The organism is Halomonas sp. (assembly GCF_052095695.1).
GTDB lineage: Bacteria > Pseudomonadota > Gammaproteobacteria > Pseudomonadales > Halomonadaceae > Vreelandella.
In genome coordinates, this window is the sequence record NZ_JBQDLQ010000088.1 from 1 (window position 1) to 14,123 (window position 14,123).

A 14,123-nucleotide genomic window follows, 5' to 3' on the forward strand; every position below is an offset into this window, starting at 1 on the left:
CCAATGAAAAGTGGTTCCTGCCGGGGCCGGATGACGAGCTGCCCGCTGAGATTCTCGATGAACACTGCCTCGCTATCTACAATCCCGAAGGTGAGCTGTGCGGTTCCAACCTGATTGATACCAACTCCGGTAACGAGGCGCGGGGCGTTGTTTCGCTGCCCTTTGTCCGCCGCTCTGACGGCGAGACAATCTACTTTCCCTCGAACCTAATCGAAAACCTGTTCCTGAGTAACGGCATGAGTGCCGGTAATACACTGGTAGAAGCGCAGGTGCAGTGTCTTTCCGAAATTTTCGAGCGAGCGGTAAAGCGTGAAATCCTCGAGCAGGAATTAAGCCTGCCGGATGTACCGCAAGACGTGCTGGCGAAATATCCGAGCATTGTGGAGGGCATTAGCGCGCTGGAGGCTCAAGGCTTTCCTGTGCTCGTTAAAGATGCCTCCATGGGTGGGCAGTTCCCCGTGATGTGCGTCACGCTGATGAATCCGCGTACCGGCGGTGTATTTGCTTCTTTCGGAGCGCACCCAAGCTTTGAAGTAGCGCTTGAGCGCAGCCTAACCGAGCTCCTTCAGGGCCGCAGTTTTGAGGGCTTGAATGATCTTCCGCACCCCACCTTCAACTCCCAGACCGTGGCCGAGCCTAACAACTTTGTAGAGCACTTTATCGACTCTGTGGGCGTGGTTTCTTGGCGCTTCTTTAGTGCTAAGCCCGATTTCGAATTCTGCGAGTGGGATTTCTCCGGCAGCAATGAGGAAGAAGCCGAAACGCTATTTGGGATATTCGAAGAGCTGGGTGCTGAAGTCTACATGGCGGTGCACGAAGACCTGGGCGCTCCTGTTTGCCGTATTCTAGTGCCGGGCTACTCAGAGGTGTATCCGATCGAAGATTTGATTTGGGATAACACCAATAAAGCGCTGGATTATCGAGAAGACATTCTTAATCTGCACCGTCTTGATGATAGCCAGCTCAATGGTTTAGTGGAGCGGCTGGAAGAAAGTCAGATAGATGATCATACGGACATCATTACGCTGATTGGCGTGGAGTTTGATGAAAACACCGTGTGGGGGCAGCTCACTATTCTGGAATTGAAGCTGTTGACGAACCTGGCACTTCAACAATATGACGACGCCTTAGAGCGCGTTGAAATGTTCTTGCAGTATAACGATAACACCGTCGAGCGAGGGCTTTTCTACCGTGCAATTAACGCAGTATTGGAAATCGTGCTGGATGATGAGCTGGCGCTTGATGACTACCTGCCTAACCTTACGCGCATGTTCGGTGCCGAGACGATGGCGGCCGTGGTCGGCTCAGTCAATGGCGATGTGCGTTTTTACGGTTTAACGCCGACCAACATGCAGCTAGACGGCCTAGATCGCCACCTGCGCTTGATTGAAAGCTATAAAAAACTTCACGCTGCTCGGGCGGCTAAAGCGAGCACGTAAGTCTCCATCACACACGGTGATAACCAACCTGCTTGGTAGGTGCTACAGCACCTGCTGAGTAGGCTTGGTGCTTGTGAAACGGTAGTTAAGGACTTTCTATGAAACACCGAATTATCTTCGCTATTCTTATGTCGTTCACGCTATAGCTGATTATGTCCGCCTGGGTCACCTACGTGAATATCGGTACCCATACCGATTTTGTGGGTATTTGGATGCATGCGTGGTTATTAGCATAGCCGGCCGCTGGCATCATCGCCTTTATCTGTGGGCCCTTTCTGCATAAAGCCGCTTACCGCATAGCTGAGAAGATGTGATGGCGCGTTTAACTCACTCAATACAATAGCCACCGACAACCCTCCCCAAAGAACCAGTAGCACACCGCTATAGCCGTGATAATACCTGCCGCATCGGCCACTAATGCACAGCCTAAGCCGTGGCGGATACGGTGATGCAACGGAGTTAACATCCAGCTCCTAGACGACGCGAAATATCGTTGCCTGCAACAACTAAATTATGCCCTAAATCTTTAATTGCTTCGGTGGTTGCTTCGCTGCGGGTCAGCGATATGGCCATGCCGGCAACTGTATCGCCAGTGTGGTTATGCAGCGATGTGCCCAAGCAAATCATACCTTCGCGAATCTGCCCGTCATCAATTGAAAAACCACGTTGACGGGTTTCATCAAGTTCACTGCGTAATTTCGTCAAATTGCGCACACTACGCGAAGTCAGTGGCCCAGGAAATTGATTAGAAAAAAGTTCGTGCAGGGCTGATGTGTCAAGTGCGGCCAGTAAGGCTTTACCGGTCGCTGTAAAAGCCGCGGGCAGTCGCATGCCTATCCGAAATGTTGTGCCTAACGGTAAGTGGGCGTTGGAACAGGCAATATAGACAACGTCGCTTCCATCAAGCACCGTCATCGTCATTGTGTATTGGCCAAGGCTGTGGGCATCGGCAAAATAGCTTTTAAAAATGTCTACCAGATCATTTTGGGCCAAAAAACCATTGGCCCAGCGCATAGGGTGTGGCCCGGTACTGAAGGTTCCATCGAAGCCCTTGGTTAAAAGCCCAGCTTCGACCATCGTCAGCAGAAGCCCATGAAGAGTGCTTTTCGGTAATGATAAAGAATGCCCTATTTCAGAAGCCTTGGGCTTCCTTGGTGATGCTGAAACAAAATCCATAATCGCAACCGCGCGGCGCAGAGCGGGCACCTTTGTCGTTCCTGCTTTGGGGGCTTCACCACCTTTCACCTCATTTCTCCTTATTGACTTTACGCGATACTTAGATGCATTGTTGAGTTCACTTTGCTGGTTCAAGTTCATTATGATGAACTTTGTAGAAAGAACAAAGATGAATTAACGTCATCCACACCTTTTTAAAACGGCATACTTCATCTTAGATAAATGAGAACTCGCTTCAAAGCTAGTCTCTTACGATGCTAACAGCTGTCATGGCGGCAAGACGTTGGTGCCTGTGTTAAGCGCTTTTAGAACGGGCATCGCTATTCGACAATTCCTAAAACGTTCATCCGATACATAAACACAAGATGGAGGAAACGATGACCACAACACCTTTTGGTTTCACCACTGTTGCCGACATTTATGTCGAATGGGGCGGTGCTGCTCGCCTAGGTGAATTGCTCGGCGAGCGCTTTAGTGAACGCAAAGCATTGCTTGTCACGGATCGTGGGCTGATTGATGCGGGGCTTATTGCGCCAGTTGAAAAGACATTAAAAACACTGGGCTTTGATGTTTCGATTTTTGACGAAGTCGTTGCCGACCCGCCCGAGGCCGTCGTGCTTGAATGCGCTGAGAAGGCTCGCGCACAAAATATGGATATTGTGATTGGCCTTGGTGGGGGATCATCGCTTGATATTGCCAAGCTTGTGGCGGTTATGGTCGGTAGTGAACAACCGCTGTCTGACATGTATGAAATCGGCAATGTCATCGGTAAACGTTTACCGCTGGCCCTAATCCCTACAACCGCGGGCACAGGCTCCGAAGTTACCAATATTTCCATCATCACTACTGGCGAAACCACTAAAATGGGTGTTGTTTCGCGGCAACTTTTCGCAGATTTTGTCCTTCTCGATGCCGAACTAACGGTTGGCCTGCCGCAAATACATACCGCAGCAACCGGGATTGACGCGATGGTGCATGCCATCGAAGCTTATACATCCAAAATCAAGAAAAACCCATTGTCAGATGCCCTTGCTCGCGAAGCTCTGCGTCTGCTGGGCAGTAACCTGATTGCGGCATGTAAAGATGGTACTAACCGCAAAGCACGTGAAAACATGCTGCTGGGCGCCATGCTGGCGGGGCAGGCCTTTGCCAACTCCCCGGTGGCAGCGGTTCATGCTTTAGCTTATCCGCTGGGCGGACATTACCACCTGCCACATGGCTTGACAAACGCCCTGATGCTAGGGCCGGTCTTGCGTTATAACGCTAAAGTGGCGGCACCACTTTATGCCGAACTGGCTGATGTCATGAGCGTGCCGGGCGAGGGTGGCGATATTAGTACACGTTCAGAAGACTTCGTAAGTCATATGCTGGCTCTGATGGATGAAAGCGGCGCGCCACGCCGTTTGCGCGATGTCAATGTCACTGAAGACAGTTTGGCGATGCTGGCAAAAGATGCCATGCAACAGCTCCGTCTTTTGGTGAACAACCCGGTGGAAGTGACCGAAGAGGACGCATTAGCACTTTATCGCGAAGCCTATTAGGGCTTCATAAATTGACTGTTAAAAAATCTGGTCTCAACCAGCAACACAACAAGAAAGGTGAAAACCATGACTGACATTCGACTTTACATGTTTCAAACCGGCTCGCTGAAATGCAAAGTGCACAATATCAAAATGAATGAAGGTGCTGGTGCCGATTATGAAATTCCGGTTCCATTTTTTCTGATCACCCATCCTGAGGGGCATACCATTATTGATGGTGGAAATGCCGTTGAAGTGGCCACTGATCCGGTTGGGCATTGGGGCGGAATTACCGACGTGTATTGGCCTGTGATGGAAGAGTCTGAGGGTTGCGTCGCTCAGCTTAAAAAAATGGGGATCCAACCGGAAGATATTCGCTATGTGGTACAATCACATTTGCACCTGGACCATACAGGAGCGGTTGGCCGCTTCCCGAATGCGACGCATATCGTGCAACGTGAAGAGTATGAATATGCCTTTACCCCTGATTGGTTCGCAGCAGGTGGGTATATTCGCAAGGATTTCGACAAGCCAGGTTTGAAATGGCAGTTCCTCAATGGAACTGAAGATGATCATTACGATATATATGGAGATGGCACACTGATCACCGTCTTCTCGCCTGGTCACGCGCCGGGACATATGTCATTTAAGGTAAATCTGCCTAATAGCGGCCCCATGATTTTGACAATTGATGCGGCGTACACTACTGATCACTGGGAAGAAAAAGCACTACCGGGATTCTTGGCATCGACTGTGGATGCCGTCCGTTCTGTTCAAAAGCTACGTGCACTTGCGGATAAAACCAAGGCAACCGTTGTTACCGGTCACGATCCGGATGCCTGGGCTACTTTTAAGCATGCCCCAGAATATTATGATTAATACCAACGGATTATGCCAGCCCGTGCTTTCGGGCTGGCATGTGCACTTCAGGTGATCGGTTTTTTATCATGAAAGCTGTGTTCATCTACCTCGCCGTGGTGGATTTTCTTCTTGAGATGTTCGCGGCTACTGGGCAGGAGAACCTACCCAAAGAACCAGTAGCACACCGCTATCGCCGTGATAATACCTGACGCATCGGCCACTAATGCACAGCCTAAGCCGTGGCGGATACGGGTAATGCCTATCGCGCCGAAGTACACTGCCAACACGTAGAAAGTGGTTTCGGTGCTGCCTTGCAGGGTAGCCGCTAAGAGCCCTGCAAAACTGTCTACGCCAAAGGTGTCCATGGTTTCAATCATCATGGCACGTGCGCCGCCCCCTGAAAGCGGCTTCACAAAGGCGGTGGGCAGGGCGTCGACAAAGCGAGTATCCCAGCCAAACCCTTCGACGATCCAGCGTATGCCGCTTAGCCCTGCATCCAATACGCCGCTGGCACGCAGCACGCCCACGGCGACCAGCATGGCAATCAGGTAGGGCAGCAGCGTCACAGTGAAGCTTAAGCCCTCTTTAGCCCCTTCAATAAAAGCGTCGTAAACCTTCACCCCGCGTAGTGCCCCAACCACTAGGAACATGATTACAATACTAAAGAGCGTAAGGTTGCCCACTAACGTGGAAGCTGCCGCCAGCGCCTGAGCCGACATTCCCGCAAGTGTCGTGAGTAATAAGCCTAAGCAGAGCGCTGCCACAACGATATAGCCCAGCACCACCGGCTGCCAAAGCTTTATGCGCTGAACAATGGCCACCGCTAAAAGCCCCGCCAGACTAGAAGCCGTTGTCTCGAGCAAGATAGGCAGAAACACCAGCGTAGGATCAGCAGCGCCTTGCTGGGCGCGGTACATGAAAATAGTGACTGGCAGCAGCGTTAGCGATGAAGTATTCAGCACTAAAAATAGAATTTGCGCGTTGCTGGCGGTTTCCGAGCTGGGGTTCAGGCTTTGCAGCGAGTGCATGGCTTTAATGCCGATAGGCGTAGCCGCGTTATCCAGGCCTAAAATGTTAGCTGCAAAATTCATGCTGATCAGCCCCATGGCGGGATGCCCGCGAGGCACTTCAGGCATTAAACGACAGAACAGCGGGTCAAGCACACGCCCCAGCAGACGAATCAGCCCTGCTTTTTCGGCAATCGAAAGAAATCCCAGCCATAGCGTCATCGTGCCGAGCAGCACCAGAATGATGTCGACACTCACCCGAGCCATGTCGAAAAGCGACTGCACCAAGCGGGCGAACACTTCGCCGTCGCCACCTACCAGCCACTGCCAGAGGGAGGCCGCGAAGGCAGCGACAAAGAAGCTTAACCAAATTCCGTTGAGCATGACGAGGGGGCATCCTGGGCGGTGAGGCGAGCGATGACGCCAATCCTACCGAATTCAGGTCATTACCACACTAGTGCGGTTAAGAAGCCTAGGCTATGCCGTCACGAATAGTTATAAAATAGCTTTCACTGCCTATCTGTCCGCCTTTCAATGCCACTTCCAAGCCATCAAAGGTTGGCTGGTTACTATGGGCGGTGCAAAGTGGCGAACCTGGCGTTTCTGGTAGTGGCAGGCGCGTGGTCAACGCGTGCACGCCAAGTTGGTTAAGTGCATGGCTGGAGGTGTCTCCTCCCGCAATCACCACGCGCTTAAGCCCGCGGTCTTCTACCATCTGGCGTAATAGTTGACCCAGCGAGCGTCCTATAAGGTGGCGTGCTTGTTCGCCACCCTTATGCACAGCATTTGCATCGCTACTTGGCCCCATGGCGGTATACACAATAACGCTGTCACCTTGAGCGAGTGCCTCAATGGCGCCTTGTAATGCCTGATGCAGCGTGTCGGCATGGGTACGTTCGTTGATAAGTTTGACGACATCAATAGCAATGGCGCGAAAGCCATTGGCCTTAGCAAAACGGATTTGTCGGGCAGTCATTTCTGAGCAACTGCCGGATACCACCGCAATTTGCTCAACTGCTCCAGGAGAGGAGAACGATGGCGGGATTTTGGGTATTAAGTCTAGCTTTTGCCAAGTGTCGACTAGCGCATATTCGACGGCAGATGAGCCCACAACGTAGCTACCATCAGGCAACCGAGTTCGCCACAGTTGTTCGCCCACTTGTGCCTGATGGTCGTGGGTAAGTGTGTCATACAGTAGTACGTCGTTTGAGTGGCTAAGCTGATCGACTTGCGACTTGAGATTGGCCGCTTCGATACACAGCACATCGGCTAGACCAATGGAGAGTCGAGTTTGTTTAGCCAGATGGCACCTTAAATCGGCTTCGGCCATGGGCGTTACCGGGTGACGACTCATGACCGGGTGACGATCAATCCGATGTACCTCACCATCGAAGGCAGCAAAATGTTGGCCAAAAACGGTATAGCGTTGTAGCTGAGGGGCGCCGAGCACCAGTGGCACGCAGCTTTGCTTGAAGAGTGCCTTGCCTATTTCCAGCGCTTTGCCGATATTGCCAATGTCCGGCGCACTATCGAAGGTTGAACAAACCTTGTAGTGACAAAGCTCGGCGTTGAGCGATGAAAGCCACACCAATGCCTTATTTAAGTGTGTTTCCATCCACGCAGGGGATTCGCTGCGGCTTGTGCCTGCTAAGCCAATCGCGGAGTAATCGGCAAAGGGGGCTAATTGGTCTTCACTAGGTGGAGCCAGGAAAAGTACTGTTTTCACCCCGTAGAGGCTTAACGCTTCCATGACATCGGTCGATCCAGTGAGATCATCGCCGTAATAGGAGAGAAGGAGAGGCGTGCTCATACGCTAAAGGTCTCCATGGCCTGGGCAAGCTCTTGGTGCTCACGGGCATAAATTGCCAGCGGAATACCCGCCATGGCTGCTTGCCACGCCTGGCGCAGGCTGGCTACCCCACCGGCAATGCCTCCAGGGTGAGCCATGATGCCGCCGCCACAGCAGTAAATTAGGTCGCTATTGCCTAATGCCTCATAGGTATCAGCCACTTGGGCGGCACTTTGCCCTGAAGAGAAAACTGGCATTATCTGATAACCCGCTGCAGGCGCCTCAAACATGGGATTTTGGCAGGCGCGTGCGCTGTTAATCACGCTAGCGTCCTCTTCGCTGAATTTATTGCGCAGGCCATTGACGTGAATATGATCCACACCGGCTAGTCGCCAAAGCTTATGGTAAGCCGAAAATGCCATTCCCAAATGAGGTGAGCGGCTCAACATTCCCCAGCCCGCGCGATGACCATGCAGCGCTACTTGGCAGTGGCGACGCAAGTGCGCTACTCCTGCCAGGCCCACGCTGTTGAGAGCGACCATGACACAGGTGCCTCCAGCGGCGACCACGTAGTCATGTTGAGCACGCATCTCATCGATATCACCGCTGATATTAAAGGCGTACATGACCTTTTTGCCGGTGCGCGCTGCATGGGCATTGATGATCGGCATGATGGCATCGACACGGGCGCGCAGTGGGTTATGGGGCCCGTTGGCTTGTAGCTCGTCATCTTTAATGAAATCAATGCCTCCCACTACGAGTTGCTCCACCATGCCAGCGGTTTCAGCCGGAGATAAACCCACGCTTGGCTTGATAATGGTACCAATCAGCGGGCCGCTGGTAATGCCGGTTAGTTGGCGCGTGCCCGACATCCCAAATTGTGGGCCTGGGTAGGCGCCTGCGAAGGCGCTGGGTAAGTTGATATCCAGTAACTTGAGTGCGGAAAACTCTTTGAGCTCAAACAGGTTGCCCGCAACGGTAGACACTAGATTCGGCAGAGAGGGGCCCATGTTTTCCAGCGGCCAGGAGAGCTCGACTAGTGCGCGCTGAAACAGAGTGTGGCCTTGCGGCGCCAGATCAGCGCGCATAGGCAGCGAAGGTGTCTCAGCTGCGTCCAGTGTCTCAATGTTTTCGACGACCGCCCCATGGGCTTCCCGGAGGGCATCGGTTTCATTGGCTAAGCGCGTAAACGTGCCGGACGACTGCTCACCAGCCATGACCTGAGCAGCGTGCTCAACTGGATAGGGTGTCTCAATCAGATAGCGGGCGTAAATTCGGGCGCTCATTCATTAGGCTCCAGTAACTTAAAAGAGGAGATCGCGTAGAAACAGCGAGATCATCGGCACATAGGTAATCAGCATCAGACAAGTGATGATGGTGAGTACCGGTGGCAGTAAAAAGCGAAATAGCTGTTCGACGGGCAGCTTGGCGACTTGCGCAGCGGCAAAAAGGTTGACGCCAAGGGGCGGGGTAAACATACCCAGTGCTAAATTCACGACGATTACAATGCCGAAATGCACGGGGTCAATGCCGAACCCAATCGCAATGGGGGCCAAGATAGGCGCGAGAATCAAAATGGCGGCAGAGGTTTCGATAAACATGCCGACCACCAGTAGCAACATATTAATAGCTAAAAGAAAGGTGTAGCGATTATCAAAGGTGTGTTGTGCCCAAGCGCCGATGTCGCTAGCCAAGCCTGAACGTCCAATGACAAAACTAAGAATGGAGGCCGCAGCAATAATCAGCATGATCGACCCTGCTGAGAGGGCGCTCTCACGAAAAATACGCGGCAGGTCACTAGGTTTTATGGTGCGATACACCACCATGCCCAAAAACAATCCGTACAGCACCGCAACCGCGGAGGCTTCGGTGGGGGTAAAAATGCCACCGTAAATCCCGCCGATAATAATGACGGGCATTAACAGAGCGAGAAAGGCGCTGCGAAAGGCGGGCCAAATTGGCGAGCGTAAATCGCCATCTTGGGCGCCATAGCCTTTTACCCGACACCAGATAATCACCATCACTATCAGGGCTAGCCCGATCATTAGGCCGGGTCCAAAGCCAGCGAGGAAAAGCTGTGTGATTGAGGTTTCTGTGCTGACGCCGTAGAGAATCAATGGCACCGAAGGAGGAATAATGATGCCCAGTTCAGCTGACGATGCCTGGATAGAGGCGGCCATTGGCGGTGGATAGCCACGGGCCACCATGGCGGGAATCAAGATAGCGCCGATGGCAAAAGTAGTGGCCACGCTTGAGCCTGAGATAGCGGCAAACATCATGCAGGTCACCACGCAGGTGCAGGCAAGGCCGCCCTGAATGCCACCCACTAGTGATCGGGCAAACTCGACCATGCGGTTTGCAATGCCGCCGTTGCTCATAATGTGGCCAGCTAAAATGAAGAATGGCACCGCCATCAGTGGGAAACTATCCAGCCCGACGAACATGCGCTGTGGGACAACCTGAAGTGGAACGCTGCTGAAAAAATAAAGACCAATCACTGCGGTTAGAGCTATAGCCACTGCGATAGGAATCGATAAAGCAAACAGCGCGATTAACGCTGAACCGATTGCCAAGTTCATAGCGTTTCTCCCGCGTTAGCGCTTATAGGGGTAGCGTCGCTTTGCCTGTGATAGTGCTGATACTCAGCACAGAGCTGGCGCGCTACAACGGCAACGAAAGCCACCGCACAACCAATGGGGATGGAAGCGTAAAACCACGACATCGAGATTTGTAGCATGGCAATTTGCTGACCAGAGACGCGCAGCGTAATTAGGTAGCCTTGCCAGACAAGAATAGCGAGTAGTGTTAATACGGTGGTACATACCAAACGCTGACCATAGATACGTAAGCGCGGAGGTAGGCGATCAAGGAAGAGGTTAATGGAGATCATGGCGCCATACCAAAAAGCGGCCGCGCTTACTAAAAATACACTCCAAATAATTAATCCCCGCGCTAGAATTTCTGACCAAGCGGCTGGGTCGCCAAGGATAAAACGGGTAAAGACTTGGTAGGAAACTAACGCGACAGCTATGGCGAGGAGTATTGCGGCGAGATTATGGGTGAGCTTGATGAGCCCCTGTGCCAAGGTATTTAGTAGCGACAGCATAAGTGTAAACCTCATCATCGGGGAAACGGTGCCTCCCGTTAGGGAGGCACGCAGTAGAAGGCTGATCACTCGGTAGCGCGAATGCGCTCCAATAGCTCACTGCCATACTGATCTGCATAGCGTTCGTAAGCAGGCTCGACAGCGCTACGGAACTGCTCATAATCGATCTCGGTCACGACCTGCATACCATTACTGCGCAGTAGCTCCACCCCTTCCGCTTCAATGCGCTGAACAGCATCGCGTGAAGTTTGAGCAGCTACTTGGGCGGCTTCTCGGAACCAGCCTTGCTGCTCTTCATTCAAGTCGTCCCAATAAATTTTCGACATCACCAGGGCCGTAGGAGAGTAAACATGGCCGGTCAGGGTCAGGTAATCCTGGATCTCCCACATATTGTTTACGGTCAAAATGGGCATCGGGTTTTCTTGGCCATCGATGGTGCCTTGCTGTAGGGCGGTAATGACTTCTGTCCAAGAAATTGGCGTTGGCGCGGCGCCCAAGGCTTTGAAAGTTTCCAGATGTACCTGGTTCTCCATGGTGCGAATTTTCATTCCTTCCATGTCTTCGGGCGTTGCAACAGGACGCACGCTGTTGGTTAAGTGTCGAAAACCGTTTTCAGCCCAGGCCAAACCAATTAAGCCTTCGTCTTTAAACTCCTCTAGCAATGATTGGCCAATCTCGCCATCCAGCACTTTATGGGCGTGGTCGTAGTCGCGGAACAGGAACGGGAAGTCGAGGGCGTAAACCGAAGGGACGAAATTACCGATAGGGCCGGTTGAGGTTAGCGTCAGCTCCACTGAACCGATTTGTAACCCTTCAAGCACGTCGCGCTCGCCGCCTAATGCACTGGCAGGGCGCAGATTGATTTTAAATTCACCATCGCTAAGCCGATCAATCTCTTCGGCAAACGCTTGGCCAGCCTCACCATAGTGGGAGTTGAGCGGCGGCGTGAACGCTAGGTTCATCTCTTGAACGGCAAACGCTGAGGTGCTGGCGGTCAGAGCAAGGGTGGCGGCGATGGTAGCGGAGATTTTGTTGAGGCGAAAAGTCGTCATTTTCTACTCCAGATTTTTGTAATTAGCGTTGGTGTGTTGCTACTAGTGCTAGTGTGGCGTTGACGTTAATGATGGTTAGGTAATACGCCGAATGCTTTCGGCAATTTCTTCAGGCTCAAATACGCGCTTCCAGTCATCGCGCATCAGCTGTGGTTTGCCATTCTCAATCGCTTTGTTGCAGGCATCAGAGAATACGCCGGGTTGCTCATCGAAAATGACCGCTGCCAGAATATTCATATGGCCAAGCAAAAAGTCGCGTGCGCACTGTTGGTCAACGCCGCGGGCGACGACTTCATCCATTGCTTCCCGCATAACGACTAGCAGCGTGGCGCATACCGTTTCAGAAAGGCCCGGCTCTAGCAGTGCCATCTGCTCAACCGACACTCGATGCGAACGAACCACTGGCGCATAAATGGTTTTAGCGATCGCTTCGCCTAATGCATAAAGCTCTTCAGGGCCCTGCATCAAAGCGTTAACAATGTGCTGTTTGGCTTTGGCACCGCCAAAGTAGTCACGCTTGGCATCAAGTTCTGTTTCATCATTGAAGATCGGCGGGTGACAAGGGTGGGTCACGAAGTAGACCAAGTCGTCACGGTTGGGCAGATGGCCGGCAAAGGGAGCGGCGGCATCTAGCGTGATCACCATGGTGCCGCTTGCCATCAGCGGCGATAGCTCTTCGGCGACGCGCCCTACTAACGTGTCGGGCACCGCGAGTATCACTACTTGGGCATCGGGCACCGCCTGTTGGGCATCTACGCAGCTGATCCCAAGGCCTTCTGATAGACGTTGGCGGCCTGCGTTACTCAACTCGACGTGGCTAACGATGTAATCCGATTGTTTCAAGTTGCTCGACAGGCGGTAACCCATTTTTCCGCCAGCGCCGATAAGGGCAATATTGGTCATAGCAGACTCCAGTGAAGATGTTTTAAGGCGTTAGCCATGTGGTTGCCGAAGGAGAAAGTAGGAAGGTTGTTTACCTGGAAACTGGTATGATGACATAATATCTATAGCAGTCTGTCAAATGCTGCTTTGGTCGTATTTAAGTAAAATTTGCCCAATTTATCGAACTGCAGCGCTAGACTGCTGATGCTTAATGGATAACCAAGCCGCTATTTGGCTTGCGAGGAGAAATAGCCGTGCAACCAGCCCCTAAAATTACTCGGCGCAAGCTGTCAGATGAGGTGTTTGATCGTTTGTATGAAATGATTGAAGCGGGCCAGTACAAGCCTGGAGATACACTGCCTTCTGAGCGCGAGCTGATGGATAGCTATGGTGTGGGAAGACCGGCCATTCGAGAGGCAATGCAAACGCTTGAACGTATTGGACTGGTTGAAATAAATCATGGCCAGCGCCCTAAAGTGCTGCAGCCGACAGCGGTGGGGCTGATGTCGCAGATCGATTTAACCGCTCGTCATATGCTAGCTAGCTCGTCACAGTCGCTTGAGCAACTGAAAGAGGCGCGCACATTTTTTGAACTTGGCATGGTGGAGAAGGCCGCAGGCCAGGCCTCTGCCGCTGACATTGCTCATTTGAGAGAGCTGTTAGAGCAACAGCGGGGGCATTTAAATGGAGATGCTCAGGCCTTTATTGAGGTCGATATGGCGTTTCATACCGCCATTGCTGGAATAACCCGCAATCCCATTTTTATGGCAACTAGCCAGGCTATGCTGGGCTGGCTGGCGCGTTTTCACGCGAGCTTGCTGCACTGGGAGGGAAATGAAGATATTACTCTGCTGGAGCATGCCAAAATTATTGACTTCATCGAGCAGGGGGATCAGGAGGCTGCTGTAGAGGAGATGCGCAAACATTTAGAGCGCGCACGCCTGCTTTATTGCCTGAACAATTAGGGCCTGTTGACGTTTCATCGCGAACCGTTTTGTGGGGCAACCCGAAGGGCTGGGCCCGTTTTTATCCGCGGCGGCGTTAGTTGTCGTTCATTTGGAACCACCAAACTTCTCTCCTCCTGCCTTGCCGCGAATAAAAACGGGCTCCAGCGCGGCCGCGAGTGAAACGTCAACAGGCGCTAGCCCGAATTTCTCACAAGGGATAATAGAAAGCGGCAGAAAGTTTTATTATTTCAGTATGTTACGCCATAAAAAACACCAGCAGCCGCTATCCGAAATGGTACCTGAAAAACTGACCTTCTCGCCACTCTCTCGCCGTCAAATTGAAG

The 14,123-nt window shown here is 52.3% G+C and carries 14 protein-coding genes; 6 read left to right on the forward strand and 8 right to left on the reverse strand.

Annotated features, from left to right (window positions below):
* Together ACTH5D_RS14580 and ACTH5D_RS14585 are read left to right on the forward strand one after the other, a co-directional pair.
* On the forward strand, nt 1–1,439 hold a 1,439-nt coding region (locus tag ACTH5D_RS14580), incomplete at its 5' end, for an OsmC domain/YcaO domain-containing protein (protein ID WP_441672492.1).
* 152 nt (nt 1,440–1,591) lie between these two features.
* A complete protein-coding gene (locus ACTH5D_RS14585) occupies nt 1,592–1,675 on the forward strand; it encodes a DUF2798 domain-containing protein (protein WP_441672516.1) in 84 nt (27 codons plus the stop codon).
* Between the two features lie 223 nt (nt 1,676–1,898).
* Here ACTH5D_RS14585 and ACTH5D_RS14590 read toward each other — a convergent pair whose 3' ends face one another.
* Complete coding sequence (locus ACTH5D_RS14590; protein WP_441672494.1) at nt 1,899–2,684, reverse strand: IclR family transcriptional regulator; 786 nt, start codon at nt 2,682–2,684, stop codon at nt 1,899–1,901.
* Between the two features lie 308 nt (nt 2,685–2,992).
* Between ACTH5D_RS14590 and ACTH5D_RS14595 the strand changes: the two genes are divergently transcribed.
* Both ACTH5D_RS14595 and attM read left to right on the forward strand, forming a co-directional pair.
* A complete protein-coding gene (locus tag ACTH5D_RS14595; protein WP_441672496.1) occupies nt 2,993–4,156 on the forward strand; it encodes an iron-containing alcohol dehydrogenase in 1,164 nt (387 codons plus the stop codon).
* A 66-nt stretch (nt 4,157–4,222) separates the two neighbouring features.
* Complete coding sequence (gene attM, locus ACTH5D_RS14600; protein WP_441672498.1) at nt 4,223–5,014, forward strand: AttM family quorum-quenching N-acyl homoserine lactonase; 792 nt, start codon at nt 4,223–4,225, stop codon at nt 5,012–5,014.
* A 143-nt stretch (nt 5,015–5,157) separates the two neighbouring features.
* On the opposite strand, the gene ACTH5D_RS14605 is transcribed toward attM, so the two are convergent.
* The 7 genes from ACTH5D_RS14605 to ACTH5D_RS14635 all read right to left on the reverse strand — a co-directional run bounded on the left by ACTH5D_RS14605 (nt 5,158) and on the right by ACTH5D_RS14635 (nt 12,865).
* Nucleotides 5,158–6,387: a nucleoside recognition domain-containing protein gene (locus ACTH5D_RS14605; RefSeq protein WP_441672500.1), complete on the reverse strand. Its 1,230-nt coding sequence runs from the start codon at nt 6,385–6,387 to the stop codon at nt 5,158–5,160.
* Nucleotides 6,388–6,475: 88 nt separating this feature from the next.
* Nucleotides 6,476–7,813, reverse strand: a complete 1,338-nt coding sequence (locus tag ACTH5D_RS14610; RefSeq protein ID WP_441672502.1) for a four-carbon acid sugar kinase family protein — start codon at nt 7,811–7,813, stop codon at nt 6,476–6,478.
* Nucleotides 7,810–9,078: a ribulose-bisphosphate carboxylase large subunit family protein gene (locus ACTH5D_RS14615; protein ID WP_441672504.1), complete on the reverse strand. Its 1,269-nt coding sequence runs from the start codon at nt 9,076–9,078 to the stop codon at nt 7,810–7,812. Before ACTH5D_RS14615 ends, ACTH5D_RS14610 begins: the two co-directional genes overlap by 4 nt.
* Nucleotides 9,079–9,096: 18 nt before the next feature.
* Nucleotides 9,097–10,371, reverse strand: a complete 1,275-nt coding sequence (locus tag ACTH5D_RS14620; RefSeq protein WP_441672506.1) for a TRAP transporter large permease — start codon at nt 10,369–10,371, stop codon at nt 9,097–9,099.
* Nucleotides 10,368–10,898 carry a TRAP transporter small permease gene (locus ACTH5D_RS14625; RefSeq protein WP_441672508.1) on the reverse strand — a complete coding sequence of 177 codons (531 nt, stop codon included), beginning with the start codon at nt 10,896–10,898 and terminating at the stop codon, nt 10,368–10,370. Before ACTH5D_RS14625 ends, ACTH5D_RS14620 begins: the two co-directional genes overlap by 4 nt.
* Nucleotides 10,899–10,963: 65 nt before the next feature.
* Entirely contained in the window at nt 10,964–11,950 is a 987-nt protein-coding gene (locus tag ACTH5D_RS14630) for a TRAP transporter substrate-binding protein (RefSeq protein ID WP_441672510.1), read from the reverse strand.
* Nucleotides 11,951–12,025: 75 nt separating this feature from the next.
* Nucleotides 12,026–12,865 (reverse strand): phosphogluconate dehydrogenase C-terminal domain-containing protein, encoded by an 840-nt coding sequence (locus ACTH5D_RS14635; protein WP_441672518.1) that lies wholly within the window; start codon nt 12,863–12,865, stop codon nt 12,026–12,028.
* A gap of 221 nt (nt 12,866–13,086) precedes the next feature.
* On the opposite strand from ACTH5D_RS14635, the gene nanR reads away from it, so the two are divergent.
* Complete coding sequence (gene nanR, locus ACTH5D_RS14640; protein WP_441672512.1) at nt 13,087–13,797, forward strand: transcriptional regulator NanR; 711 nt, start codon at nt 13,087–13,089, stop codon at nt 13,795–13,797.
* A gap of 31 nt (nt 13,798–13,828) precedes the next feature.
* A partial coding sequence (locus ACTH5D_RS14645) for a hypothetical protein (protein ID WP_441672514.1) occupies nt 13,829–14,123 on the forward strand: 295 nt, incomplete at its 3' end.